Source organism: Bradyrhizobium cytisi, from assembly GCF_008123515.1.
In the GTDB taxonomy this organism is placed as follows: Bacteria; Pseudomonadota; Alphaproteobacteria; order Rhizobiales; family Xanthobacteraceae; genus Bradyrhizobium; species Bradyrhizobium cytisi.
Map to the genome: position 1 here is coordinate 1 of NZ_VSSR01000039.1, position 16,549 is coordinate 16,549.

A 16,549-nucleotide genomic window follows, 5' to 3' on the forward strand; every position below is an offset into this window, starting at 1 on the left:
GTCGATCGCGTCCTCGAGCTCGCGCCCGAGATGATGGCGGCCTGATACGGCGGCAGCGCCGCCGACGTACTCGCAATTGGAAGTTCCCCCGCAAAGGGGATCAGAAGCAGAGGTTCACATGAGAACGTGTCTCGTCGTTGATGATTCCAGCGTCATCCGCAAGGTTGCGCGCCGGATCTTGGAAGGCCTCGACTTCCAGATTCTCGAAGCCGAGGACGGTGAGAAGGCGCTCGAGGCCTGCAAGCGCGGGTTGCCCGACGCCGTGCTGCTCGACTGGAACATGCCGGTGATGGATGGCTACGAATTCCTCGGCCATCTGCGCCGCATGCCCGGCGGCGACCAGCCCAAGGTGGTGTTCTGCACCACCGAGAACGACGTCGCCCATATTGCGCGCGCGCTGCACGCCGGTGCCAACGAGTACATCATGAAGCCGTTCGACAAGGACATCGTGACGGCGAAGTTCCAGGAAGTCGGCTTGATCTGAGCGAACACCGGAGGCTGAACGGCTCCTTCGGCGTTTTCAACTAAACCGTTTCAGTCTGAGTTGGTGAGTAATGAGTATTGCGTTCGCAGGTAATTCGGCCACGGGCTCGTCGCGCGAAGCGGGACCGCTGCGAGTGATGATCGTCGACGACTCCGTCGTGATTCGCGGTCTGATCTCGCGCTGGATCGGTGCCGAGCACGATATGGAGGTCGCTGCCTCGCTGCGCACCGGGCTCGAGGCGGTCAACCAGATCGAACGCATCAGCCCCGACGTTGCCGTGCTCGACATCGAAATGCCCGAGCTCGACGGCATCTCGGCGCTGCCGCAGCTCTTGGCGAAGAAGCGCGATCTCGTCATCATCATGGCCTCGACGCTGACCCGCCGCAACGCGGAGATCAGCTTCAAGGCGCTGTCGCTCGGCGCGGCCGACTACATTCCGAAACCGGAATCGACACGCGAGACGTCCGCCGCGGACATCTTCCATCACGATCTGATCCAGAAGATCCGTCATCTCGGCGCGCGGTTGCGCAGGAAGCCTGCGGTTTCAAGCCCGCCGCTGGCGCCGGCGAGCCCGGCTCCGGCTCCGGCCGCGCGCGGACCGATTGCGCGGCCTGCCTCGCCAGCACCGGCCATCCATCCCCTGTCGTCGGGGCCGCTGACCACGCGTCCGTTCTCGACCCAGATGCCGAAGGTGCTGCTGATCGGCTCTTCGACCGGTGGCCCCCAGGCGCTGATGGCGCTGGTCACCGAGCTTGGCCCGGTGATCGACCGCGTTCCGGTGCTGATCACCCAGCACATGCCCCCAACCTTCACCACCATTCTCGCCGAGCACCTCGCGCGTTCGAGCCGCCGGCCGGCAGCCGAGGCGGTCGATGGCGAGCCGGTGAAGCCGGGGCGCATCTATCTCGCGCCCGGCGGCAAGCACATGCGCGTGGTGCGCAGCGGCGCGGACGTGGCGATCGCGCTCGACGACGGCCCCGCGGTCAATTTCTGCAAGCCTGCGGTCGACCCGCTCTTTACCTCCGCCATCGACATCTGGCACGGCAACATCCTCTCCGTGATCCTGACGGGCATGGGCTCGGACGGCATGCGCGGCGGCAAGGACATCGTCGCTGCCGGTGGCAGCGTGATCGCGCAGGATGAAGCCTCCAGCGTGGTATGGGGCATGCCCGGTGCGGCTGCCCATGCCGGCATCTGCGCGGCGATCCTGCCGCTCAACCAGATCGGCGCCAAGGTCAACCGCCTGTTCGCGGGAGATCGCTCGTGACGCCTGCGGACTACGAGTATCTGCGCAAGTTCCTGAAAGAGCGCTCCGGTCTCGATCTCTCGCCCGACAAGCAGTATCTGGTCGAGAGTCGGCTGCTGCCGCTGGCCCGCAAGGCAAGCCTATCAGGCATCCCCGATCTCGTGCTCAAGATCAGGAACGGCGATGGCCGGCTTGCGACCGACGTGGTCGAGGCCATGACCACCAACGAGACCTTCTTCTTTCGCGACAAGATCCCGTTCGATCATCTGCGCGACAGCATCATGCCCGGCCTGATCCAGGCGCGTGCGGCGCGCAAATCGTTGCGCATCTGGTCGGCGGCTTCGTCGACGGGGCAGGAGCCCTATTCGATCGCGATGTGCCTGAAGGAGATGGGCACCGCGCTCGCGGGCTGGCGCATCGAGATCGTCGCCACCGATCTGTCGCAGGAGGTGCTGGAGAAATCCAAGGCCGGCGTCTACAGCCAGTTCGAGGTGCAGCGCGGCCTGCCGATCCAGCTCCTGATGAAATACTTCACCCAGTCCAACGAGGTCTGGCAGCTCAATACCGATATTCGCGCGATGGTGCAGTTCCGCCAGCTCAATCTGTTGCAGGACTTCTCCCATCTCGGCACGTTCGACGTGATCTTCTGCCGCAACGTGCTGATCTATTTCGACCAGGACACCAAAGCCGTGATCTTCGAGCGCATGGCGAAGGGCCTGGAAGCGGACGGCACGCTGTTGCTCGGCGCCGCCGAATCCGTCGTCGGCATCACCGACGCATTCCGTCCGATCTCCGACCGCCGCGGTCTCTACCAGCTCAATCCGGCGCGCTCCGGCCGGGCGATGGGGGGACTGATGCCGCAACCGCTGAAGGTCGCCGCGGCAAGGTGATCTACAAGATCGCATGCGGCAAAAACCGCGAGCCGTTGCCCGTGATCGGGCTCCCGTCTTCGCGGATCGAAAGCCCGCATGGCTCGTGGTTCACCAGCCAGCTTCCCACCACGGGATAGACGCCTGAAAAGTTCGGGAGCGGCGAGAGCGCCTGGCGAATAAATCCTTCCGCGCCATACGGGCCTGCGTGTTCGTCAAGCGAAACACCGGCCGACACCAGCGTGACATTGGCGCCTTCGCGCGACAGTAGGGGCTTGCGGACGTAGGAGCTGCCGAGCTCGGCTGCACGTGGATCGTCCTCGAAGAAGGCCGGCAGCAGATTGGGATGGTTCGGAAACATCTCCCAGAGCAGCGGCAGGATGCCCTTGTTGGAGAGCACCGCCTTCCATGGTGGCTCGATCCAGCGCGTCGGAGCGCCGGCAAGCTTTGCACCGAAAGCGTCGTGGAACATCCATTCCCAGGGGTAGAGCTTGAAGACCAGCTCGATGTCGCGGTCGTCGAGATCGACGAAGCCGCCGGCCTCATCGCGCCAGCCGATTTCTTCGATGTCGAGCAGCGTGGTCGAGAGGCCTGCCTGGCGCGCGGTGTCTTCGAGATAAGCGAGCGTGCCCGCGTCCTCTTCGTTGCCAGTCGTGCCTGTGAGATGCAGATGCCCGCCCGCGCCGATCGCTTTCCACGCCTCGATCAGCCGCTCGTGAATGGAGTTGAACTGGTCGGCGCGGGCGGGAACGATGCGCCGCTCGATCGCCTGCTCGAGCCAGGTCCATTGAAACACCGCAGCCTCGAAGATCGAGGTCGGCGTGTCCGCATTGTATTCGAGCAGCTTTGCCGGGCCGTGGCCGTCGAATTTCAGGTCGAGCCGGCCGTACAGGCTGCGGTCGTCTCGGTCCCAGCTTTCCGCGATCAGATCCCAGAACGCTTCCGGAATTTTGAGCCGCCGCAGATGGCGTTCGTCGCCGATCACGTGACCAGCGAGCTCCAGGCACATCGCATCGATCTCGCCGGTCGGCGTTTCGATCGAGCGCTCGATCTCGTCGAGCGTGAAGGCATAATAGGCGCGCTCGTCCCAATAACGCTCGCCGTCGATGGTGTGGAAGGCGAAGCCGCATTGCTCGGCGGTCTGTTGCCAGTCGTCGCGCTCGGGACAAATGATGCGTTGCATGTGTCAGCCGCCGCCCGAGAAGCCATGCGCAAACGAGCCGAAGCCGCCGCGCGTGACGCCACCGGAGCCGGAATCGGACGACGTCCCTGACGAGGAATGGCTCGAGGAGTCGCTGCTGTAGAAACCCGACCGCGAGGACCAGTGCGAGGTGCCGCCTGACGAGCTGCTGCTGCAGTTCGTCGTCTGCGTCGGCGCCGCCGCCCCGGGGACTGTCGCCCCGGCAACTGCCGCCCCGGGAGGAGAGGGGTCGCAGCTTCGGTGCGGTATCAGCGTGTAGGCCGTGGTGCCGGCCGCGATCGTCCCCATCACCAGCAGCGCGACATGGCCCGAGCGTTTCACCGGCTCGCGCGGGGCCGGCGGCGCGGGTGCGGGCCTGCGCTTGCCGAAATCCTTGGTCGGAGGCTTCGCTGCCATATCAGTAGATCATGCAGGCAGCGTTCAGGAGGCCCGCGGCGAGCGAGGACAGGCCGAGCCAGATCGCGGGCGCCAGCTCGCCGGCGGCGATCCGCCCCGACAGGTTCGGCACCGGGATTTTCACGATGTAAAACACGGCAACTTGCACGATCAGCGCGATTGCAGCCCAGATCAGGCAGTCCAGCACGTTGGCCGAATGCGCGATCGCGCTGAACAGCGGCGCCACGAAGCCGAGCAGGCTGAGGCCGAGCGCAATCGCAGCCGCTGGATCGTTGTCGCGGATCAGCTGAAACTCGTTGTGCGGCGTGATCCGCGTGTAAACGAAGAGATATGCCACTATCGCGATTAGCCCGGTGCAAAAATAGACCAGGAAGGCGGGCAGGCCGGCGAGCGATTGCAGGATCATGGGGAGGTCCAACGTTGGCGCCGTGAATTCTGGCACGATCGCTTAGTCGCCGCATCGGTCGAACAGGTTCGATCCCCAGAAACAAGTCGGCCCTGTGGTACGCCCCCGGCACTGCACGAAATATCGGGCCGCATGAGACATGCTTCACAAATGCGTCTCGAGGTTGCATGTGATAGTCTCGCGCATTGTTTTCACGGTCGTCCTGATTGCGATCGGCCACGCACATTCGAGGGCTTCTTCGTTCAGATCAAAATCTTGTTGAGTGAGGCGCAAAATGCCTGTTGCCGAATACGAAGATTTCGAGCTCGAGATCGGCTCCGATCTGCCCGTGGGTGGCGGCCCTCAGCAATATTACGGTCGTGTCGTCAGGTCGCCGGCGGGTGAGGCGCCGAAGGCACAGGTGAAGTTCTGGTTCTCTGCGCCCGGCGAATTGGCCAAGTTGCGCGGCGAGCTGGAAAACGCCGTGCTGGAAATCGACGACAAAAATCGGCAGGGCCCGACGACGCGTGGCGAACAGGTGCTGCGGGATTTCGGGCGCGGCGTGTTCCGCAGCGTCTTCACCGACGTGCCCTCGATCCAGCGGATCTACGAGCGCAGCAAGGGCGCAGCCCAGGATCTGAGGATCAAGCTGCGGATCGAGGCGGCCGATCTTGCCGGACTGCCGTGGGAATATCTCTACGACGAAGACGACATGCCCGGTTTCGTCAGCTTGACGCGGCCCATCGTGCGCTATCTCGAAACCGCCGGCAGCGTGGGCCGGATGGGCGTCAAAGGGCCACTGCGCATTCTCGGCATGATCGCCGACCCATCGACCAGCGAATGGCCGAAGCTCAATGTCGTCAAGGAGCGCGACCGCATCAACAAGGGCATCGATTCCCTCCAGCACGAAGGCAAGGTCGATTTCCAGTGGGTCCCGGGCGGGAGCGGACGAGACCTGATGAAGAAGCTGTTGGAGGGCGAATGGCACATCTTCCATTTCATCGGGCATGGCGGGGTCGAGGAAGCCTCGCCCGGGGTCGGCGCGAGCGGCTTCGTCGTCATGGTCGACGAGGACGGCAGGCCGGTGAAGAAGTTCGCCTCCGATCTTGCGATGATGCTGACTGGGGCAAAGCGGAGCATGCGCCTGATCATGCTCAATTGCTGCGAGAGCGCCCGGATCAATGTCGGCGATCGCTTCGGCAATCCTGCGATCGGGTTGATGAAGACGGGATGGCTGCCCGCCGTGGTGGCGATGCAGTTTCCGATCACCGACAGTGCCGCGATTTCGATGTCGGAGGGGTTTTACGCGGCACTTGCCGGCAATCGTTCGATCGACGATGCGGTGACACTTGCGCGCAAATTCATCCAGGAGAAGTCCCGCGTCGAATGGGGAATCCCGGTCCTCTATATGCGCTCGTCCGACGGCCGGATCTTTGACGTCGAAGCGCCGCAGCCGCTGCCGACCCCGGCCGAGGCCGCGCGCCTCTCGAAAGACATGCTGCGGCAGCGGCGCGACGAATTCATGGAAGCACTCGCCGCCGGTCCCGCCACGATCGAGGCGCTGGAGGAGCTGACCCGGCGCGGGCAGGAGTTGCACGGCCTGCTCGCGGATGACGGCGAACTTTCGGTTCGGCTCGCAAAAGTCTATTTCGATCTCGGCACGCTTCAACACAAGCAGAAGCAGATTCCGAAAGCCGCCGCGAGCTTCGCCTACATGCTGAAGCTTGATCCGGCGAAGCCCGAATATTTCGTGCGCCGCGCCAATTTCAACGTGACCGTCGGTCTTTACGAAAATGCGCTCAACGACATCACCGAAGCGATCAAGCTCAAGCCGAAGAACCCGGAATTCTACTGGATCAGGGGCATCGTCAGCATGACGGCCGCCGGCATCGACGACAAGCGTGGCTATCTCGAGGAGGCCATCAAGGCCTTCGGCACGGCAATCGCGACCAACGAGAACGAGCCGAAATATCTGGTGTCCCGGGCCAACGCCTATGCCCAGATCAAGGACGTCGCGAAGGCCCAGAACGATATGGACAGCGCGATTGCGCTGGCTCCGGACAATATCGATCTCCTGGTCCAGAAGGCCAAGATGATCGCCGAGGCTGCGTGACTCTCACGCGACCGCCGGATGCCGCGGTGTCCGGCGCGCCTTTCAACAACGAACCCTAGCAATAGGAGTTCATCGTGCCGCTTGCTGATGTCGTAGACCCCCTGAATGCGATCCTCGAGTCCTTCGGCGGACCGCTTCTGGTCGTGCTGTTCTACTGGTTCAGGTTTCACACGATGAAGGGGACCCGCTCGTTCACGACGCGGCCGCTGTTCTTGTTCGGCCTCGCCGTCTTCATCACGCCGTTCCTGGTGACCTACGCTTTTCTTCCCGATAAGCTGTCGCCGCTCGCCGCGGTCTGGCTCCTGATGTTCGCCTGGCTCATTCCGGTCGCGCCGAAGGCGTGGCGGAAATTCTGCCAGGAGCTGGCCGGCATTCCCGTCAGGGCGTTCGCGCTGCGCGACGCGCTGGCCGCGTCGCCGTTCCAGGTCGCCCCGGACGATATGCAGAGCCTCCAGCGCAAGCTCTCCAGGGTCGGCTATCAGGTCGATGATTTCCGCGCCACGCAATCGACCGCGATCCAGTCGCGCTTCCTCAAGATCTCGGCGCTGATGCTCCATCTCGAGCGCTGGGCCGCCGAGCATGATGCCTTCATGGAGCGCAATTCCGATCTCTATGCCGAGCTGCTCGCGGTCTACGATTCTCTCTGCTTCCGCACCGTCCGCGTGCTCAAGAGCAGCGCCGAGATCTACGGTGCGATCATGGAGGACAGCCAGGTCGAGCCGGACGACTGGCAGGCGCTCGATCAGCTCTCGACCCGCCATAGTGCGGTCAGCCAGCTTCAGCTGGCCGCCCAGACCGCGGCGGGATGCATGCTGGAGGATCTGCGCAAGGACATGGATTCCCTGCTCAACAATCTCCTGCTGTTCGCGGCGCGCGCCGCGCTCGCCGGCGAATGGACCTTTGCCCGCAGCAGAAAAAGGTTAGGGGCAATCGGCTTCGTGCTGGAGCCGGCCCCACCCGGTATCGTCAAGGTCGTGGCGGTCGTGGCGGCCTTCGCCTTCGTCTGGTGCCTGGCCTGGCTGCTCGGGTCCGGCAAGGTCGTCCACATGCCTGGAGACCAATATGTCGGCATGATGCGGACGCTGCTGATGACGCCGCTGTACCTGATCGTGAACTTCTGGCTGGTTTATTATTTCAAGCGGCAATACGCGTTTGCGAACGAGACCATCTTCGGCCGGCTGCCGGTCGGATTCATTCTCACCATCGGTCTCTGGAGTGCCCTGATCCTTTTCCCGATTCAGGCCGCCTTCGACTTCTACCAGTTTCCGCAAAAGCCCTATCTCGATGTGGTCCTGCACGAACTGCCGCTTTTGACCTTTCCTTGGGGGATCGCGGCGATGGCGGCGCTGCTGGTGCAGGATTCGACCTGGGGCAGGCGGTCGCGCAAGACACGGCGGATGCGCGACGGCCTCGTCTTCGGTGGCGGCATGACGGTGCTGCTGTGGGTGCTGCTGGGCATCCACCAGGTCAGCCCGATGCCGGTCATGGAGGTCGTCGACAACGTCTCCGGCTGGGCGTTCTTCTGGTCCTTCGTGCTCCCGACCTTCGCGTTCGGATTCATCATCGGCTACGCGTTGATCGCCTGGCTGCGCGAGGCGGCCGCACGCGTCCCGGTCAGGAGCGCGCCTCTCGCCACCGCTTCGCTGGCGAGTGCTTGACGGAAGCCCCAAAAAACAAAACCCCGCCATTTGCGGCGGGGTCCAGGCTGGGAGGAGCAAGCCCGAAGGGCTCGCGACGTAAGCTGATCAGGCCGGAATGCGCTCTTCGACCTCGTGCGGCTCGCGCAGCACGTAGCCGCGGCCCCACACGGTCTCGATGAAGTTGCGTCCCTCGGAAGCGTTGGCGAGCTTCTTGCGGAGCTTGCAGATGAAGACGTCGATGATCTTCAGCTCGGGCTCGTCCATGCCGCCATAGAGGTGGTTGAGGAACATTTCCTTGGTGAGGGTCGTGCCCTTGCGGAGCGAGAGCAGCTCCAGCATCTGGTATTCCTTGCCGGTCAGGTGCACGCGCTGGCCACCGACTTCGACCGTCTTGGTGTCGAGATTGACGACGAGGTCGCCGGTCTGGATGACCGACTGGGCGTGACCCTTGGAGCGGCGCACGATCGCGTGGATGCGGGCAACCAGCTCGTCTTTATGGAACGGTTTGGTCATGTAGTCGTCGGCGCCGACGCCGAGACCTTTGACCTTGTCCTCGATGCCGGCGAGGCCGGAGAGGATCAGGATCGGCGTCTTGATCTTGGAGACCCGAAGCTGCTTGAGCACGTCGTAGCCGGACATGTCGGGCAGGTTGAGGTCGAGAAGGATAATGTCGTAATCGTATAATTTTCCGAGATCGACGCCTTCTTCCCCCAAATCGGTCGTGTAGACATTGAAGCTCTCAGACTTCAGCATCAGCTCGATCGACTGCGCGACGGCGCTGTCATCTTCAATCAGCAAAACGCGCATGCCAGTTCCCCATAGTCGCCGCTCCTGGGCGTCAGGTCGGCCGCATTCGCGGCACTCAACTAAACGCCTTTGAACAACTGATTCGGATCCTGACGACAGATGGTTAACAAATCCTGATTCTGGAACGCAAGTCCCCTTGGTGCAATTTTTCTCGAATCGCCCTAAGGTCTTGCGTAGGAAGCAGCTTTTGTTACTCCGCTCCGTTCAAGCTCCACTTTAAGAGACGGGCCTAACCGACTCCCACGACTCAGCCTTCTTCTGAAGGGGAGTCGCGCTCAGTCACAAAGACAGTGACGCAATGATTAACGATGCGGGTAAACACGAGGTTAAGCGCCGTTCAGAAATATGGCGAAACTTAAGGGTTTCGCCATGAAGGCCCCCCGTCATGAAGGCGCGTCCGCTATGAAGGCCCTCTTATGAAGGCTGCTCCATGAAAGCTCTTGCCGAGCAGATCGGCGATATCGACGGCGTCAATATCTATGGCCGTGTGGTCGGCGTGCGCGGCCTCATGGTCGAGGTCGCCGGCCCGATCCACGCGATGTCGGTCGGTGCGCGGCTCGTGATCGAGACCGGCGCCAACCGATCCATCCCCTGCGAGGTGATCGGCTTCTCCGGCAACAACGCTGTCGTGATGCCGTTCGCCGGCCTCGACGGCGTGCGTCGCGGCTGCAAGGCCGTTATCGCCAATGCCGCCAATCAGGTGCGTCCGTCGGCGGCCTGGCTTGGCCGCGTCGTCAATGCGCTGGGCGAACCGATCGACGGCAAGGGACCATTGCCGCAAGGCGCTTCCCCGGTGCCGTATCGCAATTCGCCGCCGCCGGCGCATTCGCGCAAGCGCGTCGGCGCGCCGCTCGATCTCGGCGTGCGCGCGATGAACACCTTCCTCACCTGCTGCCGCGGCCAGCGCATGGGCATCTTCGCGGGTTCCGGCGTCGGCAAATCCGTGCTGCTCTCGATGCTCGCGCGCAACGTCGATGCCGCGGTCAGCGTCATCGGGCTGATCGGCGAACGCGGCCGCGAGGTGCAGGAGTTCTTGCAGGACGACCTCGGCGAGGAGGGCCTGGCGCGCTCCGTCGTGGTGGTCGCGACCTCCGACGAACCGGCCCTGATGCGGCGGCAGGCCGCCTATCTGACGCTCGCGGTCGCCGAATATTTTCGCGACGAGGGCCAGGACGTTCTCTGCCTGATGGACTCGGTGACGCGTTTCGCCATGGCCCAGCGCGAGATCGGGCTGTCCGCCGGCGAGCCGCCGACCGCCAAGGGCTACACGCCGACCGTCTTCACCGAGCTGCCGAAGCTTCTTGAGCGCGCCGGACCGGGGCTCGGCGAGGGCGCGATCACCGCGATCTTCACGGTGCTGGTCGACGGCGACGATCACAACGAGCCGATCGCCGACGCCGTCCGCGGCATCCTCGACGGCCACATCGTGATGCAGCGCTCGATCGCGGAGCGCGGCCGCTATCCCGCCATCAACATCCTCAGGTCGGTCTCCCGCACCATGCCGAAATCGGCCGATCCGCAGTTCTGGCCGACCATCCAGAAGGCGCGGGCGGTGATGGCCACCTATGCCGACATGGAGGAGCTGATCCGGCTCGGCGCCTACCGGGCCGGCTCCAGCCCCGAGGTCGACGAGGCGATCCGCCTGCACGAGCCGCTGGAGGCTTTCCTGCGCCAGGGCAAGGACGAAAATGCCTCGCTGGCCGATGGCTACCGCCAGTTGGCGCAAATCCTCGGCAATTTGGAAACGGAACGCTAACTTTGTCCCGTCATCATCCGATCCACAGAGTAGCAGAGCCGGTCTTGGCCCCAATCGGGCCTGTGGGGAGACTGGTGTCGTCCCACGTGCAGCCAAGGGACTTCTGGGGAGTACGAGTCGATGAAGTCACGTGATACCCTCATCCGCCTGAAGAAGTTTCAGGTCGACGAGAAGCGCCGCCGGGTCGCCCAGATCGAGTCCATGATCGCCGACTTCCAGCGGATGTCGACCGATCTGGATCGCGAGATCCAGACCGAGCAGGACCGCGCCGGGATCAACGATCCCGCGCATTTCGCCTATCCGACCTATGCCAAGGCCGCCATCCAGCGCCGCGAGAACCTGACCCGCTCGGCCGACGAGCTGAAGGGCCAGCTCGAGGAGGCCAAGGCCGCGCTCGGCGAGGCTTTCGAGGAGCTGAAGAAGGTCGAGCTCCTGGACGAGCGCGACCAGGCCCGCGAGCGCGCCGAAGAAAACGCCCGCGAGCAGGCCGATCTCGACAGCATCGGCCTGATGCGCTCTCGCATCGGCGCCGTTGCCTGAAGACGCCGCCAGCGGTCAAAATCGTCAGAGAATTTGCGAGCCCGGACCCGCAAGGTCCGGGTTTTTGCGTGTGCTGTCCACAGCGTGGCGCACCGGCTCTTGGTGACCGGCTTGGCCGCGCGCTATGGTAGCGGAGTGCCGGGGTCCGCGCGGATGCGGCGGGGCCTTGAGCGTTGGGGGGCTGAATGCTGACGCCAGCAGAGCTGGTCGGGCTGATCGAGGCGGTGGCGAAGCGCGACCAGGCCGCGTTCGAGCGCCTCTACGGCGCCACGCGCGCGAAACTCTATGGCGTCGTGCTCCGTATCTTGCGCCGGCAGGATCTCGCAGAGGAGGTCATTCAGGAGACCTACGTCAAGATATGGAACAGCGCCGGCCGGTTCAATCCGACGCTGTCATCGCCGATCACGTGGATGGCATCGATCGCGCGCAACCGCGCCATCGATATCGTGCGCAAGAAGACGGAGGCCTCCATCGAGGAGGAGCCGCAGGCGATGGACGTCGCCGCCGACAGTCCCGATCCCCTGGCGCGCCGGGAGATGTCCGAGGAGTTGAAGCGGCTGCTGGAATGTATTGGCCGCCTCGAGCCGGACCGTCAGCGGCTCGTGCTTCTCGCCTATTACAACGGCTGGAGCCGCGAGCAATTGGCGGAGAAATTCGCCGCGCCCGTCAACACGGTGAAGACGTGGCTCCGGCGCAGCATGTTGGATATCCGGGAGTGCCTCGGACTTTAGTGGATGATGAGAGTGCCTATGCTGACGCAGCGTTCTTGTTTCACCTCTCCCTTCGGGAGAGCTGAAGGAAAGTGATGGCCTATAGCGAGGACCATATCGTGCTCGCCGCGGAATATGCGCTCGGCACACTCGATGCCGACGAGCGCGCGCAGGTCGCGACCATGATGGCGGTGGACCAGGAGTTCGCCGCCTTGGTGCAGTCGTGGGAATTCCGGCTCGGCGTCCTCAACCAGATGGTCGGCACGATCGAGCCGCGGCCGATCGTGTGGGAGAACATCCGGCGCGAGATCGCGCGGACGCTATCGTCGCAGGATTCGCCCCAGGCACCGCCGGTGCTCCCGGAGGCGCCGCCGCCACCGCCGGAGTTCTATTCACCGGAGCCTTCATCGCCCGAATCTTCGGCGACAGAGCCTTCAGCGACAGAGTCTTCAACGACAGGTCCGCCGACGCCAGAGCCTCCGTCGCCGGACGTGCCGTCGCCCGAATCCAATTCCGATGCCGTTCCGATTTTCCCGCCGCAGTTCGTGCCGCAGACCCATGCGCCCGATCCGAGCGTCGCACCGGTGACGCAGGCGCCGGTCGCCGACGGCAGCAACGTGATCCATCTCGAGGGCCGCGTGAAGCGCTGGCGCACGATCGCCTCCGCCGTGGGTGCGCTTGCGGCCGCATTGCTGGTGACGCTATCGCTTCAGATCTTCCTGCCCGATGCGCTGCCGGGCGCGCTGCGGCCCGCACCGCGTATCCAGACGGTCGAGCTCAAGACACCGGCCGCGCCGCTGTCTTCGCCCGCGCAATATGTCGCGCTGTTGCAGGGCCAGAGCGGCGGCCCCGCCTTCATCCTCACCATTGACGGGGCGACCAAGAACTTCACGGTGCGCAAGGTCGGCGCGACGCCGGAGCCGGGCAAGAGTTTTGAGCTCTGGCTGATCTCCGACAGGTTGCCGCGCCCGCGTTCGCTGGGCGTGATCGGCAGCGGCGACTTCACGGCGCGCCCGGTGCTCGCCGGCTACGATGCCGATGTCGTCAATGGCGCAACCTATGCCGTCACGGTCGAGCAGTCGGGCGGCTCGCCCAACGGCCAGCCGACCTCGGCGCCGGTGTTTTCCGGCAAGCTGATTGAGACCGTGCCGCCGTCCCAGCCGCAGTTGCCGGCGAAGAAGTAGTCGCCACAAGGGCGCATAATTGTCGCTGCGGTCCATTTCGCCGTCGTAATTCGACAAGTCTCGCTGAATCCGTCTGTGATTTGAACCTCCATGCATGTCCCGGCGTCAAATGCCCGGAATTTGCAGTCGGCACCGCCGATCATGGTGCCGGAAAGGGGCTAGAAATCAGATGGATGCAGCCAAGCCGCCGGGCGTCTTTATTCACCAATATGCCGGCCTGCCGCAGGGGCCGGCATTCGAGCATTGGCGCGACAGGGCCTTGGGGTCCTGTGGCCTCGAGATCGGACCGAGCCAGGGCGACAGCATCGATTGCCGGCTGCAGATCAGCGTGGTCGATAATATTGCGCTCGCCATTCCCGAGGGGGCCTCCGCACACTATTCGCGCACGCAGAGCGGTCTCGCCGACGGCAGCGACGATCTCGTGCTGATCGCCGCGCATGCCGGCCTCGTCAACGTCCGGCAGAACGGCCACACCGTCGAGCTCGCGCCGGCGCAGATGACGCTTGCCGATATGGGCATCACCGGCAGCGTCGGTCACACCGACGAGAACCGCTTCGCCACCATCCGCATGCCGCGCCGCGCGCTGCTCGACATCAATCCGCGCGCCGAGGAGAAGCTGTCGCAGGTGCTGTCGGATGGTGCGGTCGCCGAGACCATCTTCCGCTATCACGCGCTCGCTGCCCATCAGGCACCGCATCTCGACGCCGTCGGCCAGCGCCTGACCGCGCAGCACATGGTCGATCTCGTCGGCCTGCTGCTTGGCACCGATGCCGAGCACGCGGCGCTCGCGCGCGGTCGCGGCCATGCGGCGGCCCGTCTCGATCTCATGCGCGCCGATGTGATGGCTGCACTCGGCCGCAACGATCTCTGCCTGTCCGAGGTCGCCACCCGCTCGGGGCTCAGCCCGCGCCAGGCGCAGCGGCTGTTCGAGCAGGCCGGCACCACCTTCACCGAATTCGTGCTCGAGCAGCGCCTGCTGCTCGCGCGAAAATGGCTCGGCGATCCCCGCGCGCGGGCGCGCAAGATCAGCGACATCGCGCATTCCTCGGGCTTCGCCGACCTGTCCTATTTCAACCGCGCCTTCCGCAAGCGTTTTGGCGCGACGCCGTCGGAACTGCGCGAGGCCTGAGGCCCGATTTTGTGCAGCGGCGCGCCGCGGCCGCAGTTGGTCGATCCGGACGAATGAGCTATATCTGTCTGCGCGGGGCAGATCGTCGGATTCCCTGGAACAGCGAAGTCAACGCACATGGCGCGTATCGTCGTGCTCGGCGCCGGGTTTGCAGGTCTGTGGGCGGCCATCGGTGCCGCGCGCATGCGCGACCAGATTGGTGCCGCCGGCCGCCACATCGAGATCCGCGTCATTGACCGCAATCCCTACCACAACATCCGCGTGCGCAATTACGAGGTCGACCTCAGCGAGGTCGCGCTGCCGCTTCCGCAACTGCTCGATCCGATCGGCGTCACGCACGGTATCGGCGAGGTCACGGCCGTCGATCCGTCGCGGCGCCAGATCTCGCTGGTCACGAGCAGCGGCGAGGAGACGCTGAGCTACGATCGCCTCGTGCTTGCACTCGGCAGCGAAGTGATGCGTCCTGATATTCCGGGGCTGGCGGAGCATGCGTTCGACGTCGATACCTATGCTGCGGCGCTTCGCCTCCAGGATCACCTGATCTCGCTCGGGCGCAGCCCGCCGTCGCCGGGACGATCGACAATTCTGGTGGTGGGCGCCGGCTTCACCGGCATCGAGGTTGCCGCCGAATTGCCTGACCGGCTGGTGCGCGCGGGCATCACCGGCAATCGTCGTATCATCCTGGTCGATTCCAATTCCGCGGTCGGTGCCACCATCGGCGCGCAGGCGCGTCCCGTTATCGAGACGGCGCTGTCGTCGCTCGACGTCGAAGCGCGGCTCGGGGTGCGCGTCGCGTCGATCGAAGCTGCTGGCGTTCGCTTGAGCTCGGGCGAGTTCATCGCAACGCAGACGGTGATCTGGTGCGCCGGCATGCGCGCGAGCCGGCTGACCGCAAGCTTTCCGGGCGCGCGCGACCGCCTCGGACGCCTTCTGGTCGATCCCTTCATGCGGGTCGCGGATCTCCCCGGCGTCTTCGCCGCAGGCGACGTCGCCTCCAGCGTGGTCGATGGCTTGCATCCGACCGTGATGTCCTGCCAGTTCGCCCGCCCCATGGGCCGGTTCGCCGGTCACAATGTGGTGGCCGATCTTGCCGGCCAGCCGATGCTGCCGCTGCGGATCGACTGGTACGTCACCGTGCTCGATCTCGGCGATTGGGGCGCGCTCTACACGGAAGGCTGGGACCGCGAGGTGCGGACGACCGGCCAGGCTGCGAAGGCAACCAAGCAGACCATCAACCGCAAGCGCATCTATCCCCCGCTCACCGGCAGCAAGGAAGATCTATTCGCCGCCGCCGCGCCGACGGTGCAGGCGCCGCCGCCGACCTATGGGGCGCCGCGTCGTTGAGCGGACCGTGCATCCGCTCCGGGCCTCAGCCGACTTGGGCGCCGTTCCCGCGATGTCGCCAAATGACCCGTTGCAGACGTAGGATTCTCTTGTCATTCTTCCCACGTGGTAAGTGGTTTGGAAAAGGCTCGACGGATGAGCTTGCGGCGCTCTACAGGCACGCGCGCCGATCCGCGTCCTCGGCCCCCGCGTCCCGAGCTATCGGTGCGCGGACGCAATTATCTGATAGCCCATGCGTGTTTCGATTGCCGGAAATCATGGAAGGTTCGGGCGGATACGAGGGCCGCTTGTCCGCATTGCGGCTCTTGCCTTCATGAGATGGGCCGCGCGTTCAAAGCTCCTAAGCGGGCCGATGCCGAGCAATGGTTGAAGGTGCAGGCCCTCTGGTCAGCAGGCTTCCGCTTTTGGCACTACGCCGGCGCACAGCCATTGCCAGAGCGACTGCGGGACGTTGAGGAATTCATACGCCGCAATCCGGAGCACCCGGCGCGCATCGCGCGTTAATGTCCGCTTGTGGCCCATAGCTGACCTCCGGCCGATTTACGGAAAATTTGGCATAGGTGAAGCGGACCTCGCCGCTTTGGTCTGGACAGGTAAGATGAGCTATAGTCGCGTGCAATGTCCGATTCAAATGACCTACCGAAAGATAGCATCCGACGTCTGTTTAGCGGGTTGCTCATTGCCGTAGAAATTATCGCTGTGATAGTCGGCGTGCTCTTCCTGCTGCTTGTCTTTATGCTCTCAA

At 64.2% G+C, this 16,549-nt stretch carries 15 protein-coding genes; 11 read left to right on the forward strand and 4 right to left on the reverse strand.

Annotation, left to right across the window (positions count from 1 at the left end; translation table 11 throughout):
• Positions 1 to 118: 118 nt before the first annotated feature.
• The 3 genes from FXB38_RS23125 to FXB38_RS23135 all read left to right on the forward strand — a co-directional run bounded on the left by FXB38_RS23125 (position 119) and on the right by FXB38_RS23135 (position 2,620).
• Positions 119 to 484 (forward strand): response regulator, encoded by a 366-nt coding sequence (locus tag FXB38_RS23125; RefSeq protein WP_007600538.1) that lies wholly within the window; start codon positions 119 to 121, stop codon positions 482 to 484.
• A 70-nt stretch (positions 485 to 554) separates the two neighbouring features.
• Positions 555 to 1,751: a protein-glutamate methylesterase/protein-glutamine glutaminase gene (locus tag FXB38_RS23130; RefSeq protein ID WP_148753277.1), complete on the forward strand. Its 1,197-nt coding sequence runs from the start codon at positions 555 to 557 to the stop codon at positions 1,749 to 1,751.
• On the forward strand, positions 1,748 to 2,620 hold the full coding sequence (locus tag FXB38_RS23135; protein WP_148753278.1) for a CheR family methyltransferase: 873 nt from the start codon (positions 1,748 to 1,750) through the stop codon (positions 2,618 to 2,620). Before FXB38_RS23130 ends, FXB38_RS23135 begins: the two co-directional genes overlap by 4 nt.
• Position 2,621: 1 nt before the next feature.
• Here FXB38_RS23135 and FXB38_RS23140 read toward each other — a convergent pair whose 3' ends face one another.
• From FXB38_RS23140 to FXB38_RS23150, 3 genes are read right to left on the reverse strand one after another with little or no spacing between them, the layout of a single operon-like run.
• Entirely contained in the window at positions 2,622 to 3,782 is a 1,161-nt protein-coding gene (locus tag FXB38_RS23140) for a glutathionylspermidine synthase family protein (RefSeq protein WP_148753279.1), read from the reverse strand.
• A 3-nt stretch (positions 3,783 to 3,785) separates the two neighbouring features.
• Positions 3,786 to 4,196 (reverse strand): hypothetical protein, encoded by a 411-nt coding sequence (locus tag FXB38_RS23145; protein WP_148753280.1) that lies wholly within the window; start codon positions 4,194 to 4,196, stop codon positions 3,786 to 3,788.
• Between the two features lies 1 nt (position 4,197).
• Positions 4,198 to 4,602: a DUF350 domain-containing protein gene (locus FXB38_RS23150; protein ID WP_128968112.1), complete on the reverse strand. Its 405-nt coding sequence runs from the start codon at positions 4,600 to 4,602 to the stop codon at positions 4,198 to 4,200.
• Between the two features lie 274 nt (positions 4,603 to 4,876).
• Between FXB38_RS23150 and FXB38_RS23155 the strand changes: the two genes are divergently transcribed.
• Together FXB38_RS23155 and FXB38_RS23160 are read left to right on the forward strand one after the other, a co-directional pair.
• The gene (locus FXB38_RS23155) at positions 4,877 to 6,694 is read left to right on the forward strand and encodes a CHAT domain-containing tetratricopeptide repeat protein (protein ID WP_148753281.1); all 1,818 of its coding nucleotides are present in this window, start codon (positions 4,877 to 4,879) and stop codon (positions 6,692 to 6,694) included.
• A gap of 74 nt (positions 6,695 to 6,768) precedes the next feature.
• The gene (locus FXB38_RS23160; RefSeq protein ID WP_148753282.1) at positions 6,769 to 8,352 is read left to right on the forward strand and encodes a hypothetical protein; all 1,584 of its coding nucleotides are present in this window, start codon (positions 6,769 to 6,771) and stop codon (positions 8,350 to 8,352) included.
• A gap of 87 nt (positions 8,353 to 8,439) precedes the next feature.
• Here the strand turns inward: FXB38_RS23160 and ctrA are convergent, their stop codons facing one another.
• Positions 8,440 to 9,141 (reverse strand): response regulator transcription factor CtrA, encoded by a 702-nt coding sequence (ctrA, locus tag FXB38_RS23165; RefSeq protein ID WP_007600544.1) that lies wholly within the window; start codon positions 9,139 to 9,141, stop codon positions 8,440 to 8,442.
• A 430-nt stretch (positions 9,142 to 9,571) separates the two neighbouring features.
• Between ctrA and fliI the strand changes: the two genes are divergently transcribed.
• The 6 genes from fliI to FXB38_RS23195 all read left to right on the forward strand — a co-directional run bounded on the left by fliI (position 9,572) and on the right by FXB38_RS23195 (position 15,804).
• Complete coding sequence (gene fliI / locus FXB38_RS23170) at positions 9,572 to 10,897, forward strand: flagellar protein export ATPase FliI (RefSeq protein ID WP_148753283.1); 1,326 nt, start codon at positions 9,572 to 9,574, stop codon at positions 10,895 to 10,897.
• A 120-nt stretch (positions 10,898 to 11,017) separates the two neighbouring features.
• Positions 11,018 to 11,437 (forward strand): flagellar export protein FliJ, encoded by a 420-nt coding sequence (gene fliJ / locus FXB38_RS23175; protein ID WP_128953708.1) that lies wholly within the window; start codon positions 11,018 to 11,020, stop codon positions 11,435 to 11,437.
• A 185-nt stretch (positions 11,438 to 11,622) separates the two neighbouring features.
• Positions 11,623 to 12,168, forward strand: a complete 546-nt coding sequence (locus FXB38_RS23180; protein ID WP_148753284.1) for a sigma-70 family RNA polymerase sigma factor — start codon at positions 11,623 to 11,625, stop codon at positions 12,166 to 12,168.
• A 74-nt stretch (positions 12,169 to 12,242) separates the two neighbouring features.
• Positions 12,243 to 13,331, forward strand: a complete 1,089-nt coding sequence (locus FXB38_RS23185; protein ID WP_148753285.1) for an anti-sigma factor — start codon at positions 12,243 to 12,245, stop codon at positions 13,329 to 13,331.
• A gap of 169 nt (positions 13,332 to 13,500) precedes the next feature.
• Positions 13,501 to 14,460 (forward strand): helix-turn-helix transcriptional regulator, encoded by a 960-nt coding sequence (locus FXB38_RS23190; protein WP_148753286.1) that lies wholly within the window; start codon positions 13,501 to 13,503, stop codon positions 14,458 to 14,460.
• 117 nt (positions 14,461 to 14,577) lie between these two features.
• Positions 14,578 to 15,804 carry an NAD(P)/FAD-dependent oxidoreductase gene (locus tag FXB38_RS23195; protein ID WP_148753287.1) on the forward strand — a complete coding sequence of 409 codons (1,227 nt, stop codon included), beginning with the start codon at positions 14,578 to 14,580 and terminating at the stop codon, positions 15,802 to 15,804.
• Positions 15,805 to 16,549: the final 745 nt, after the last annotated feature.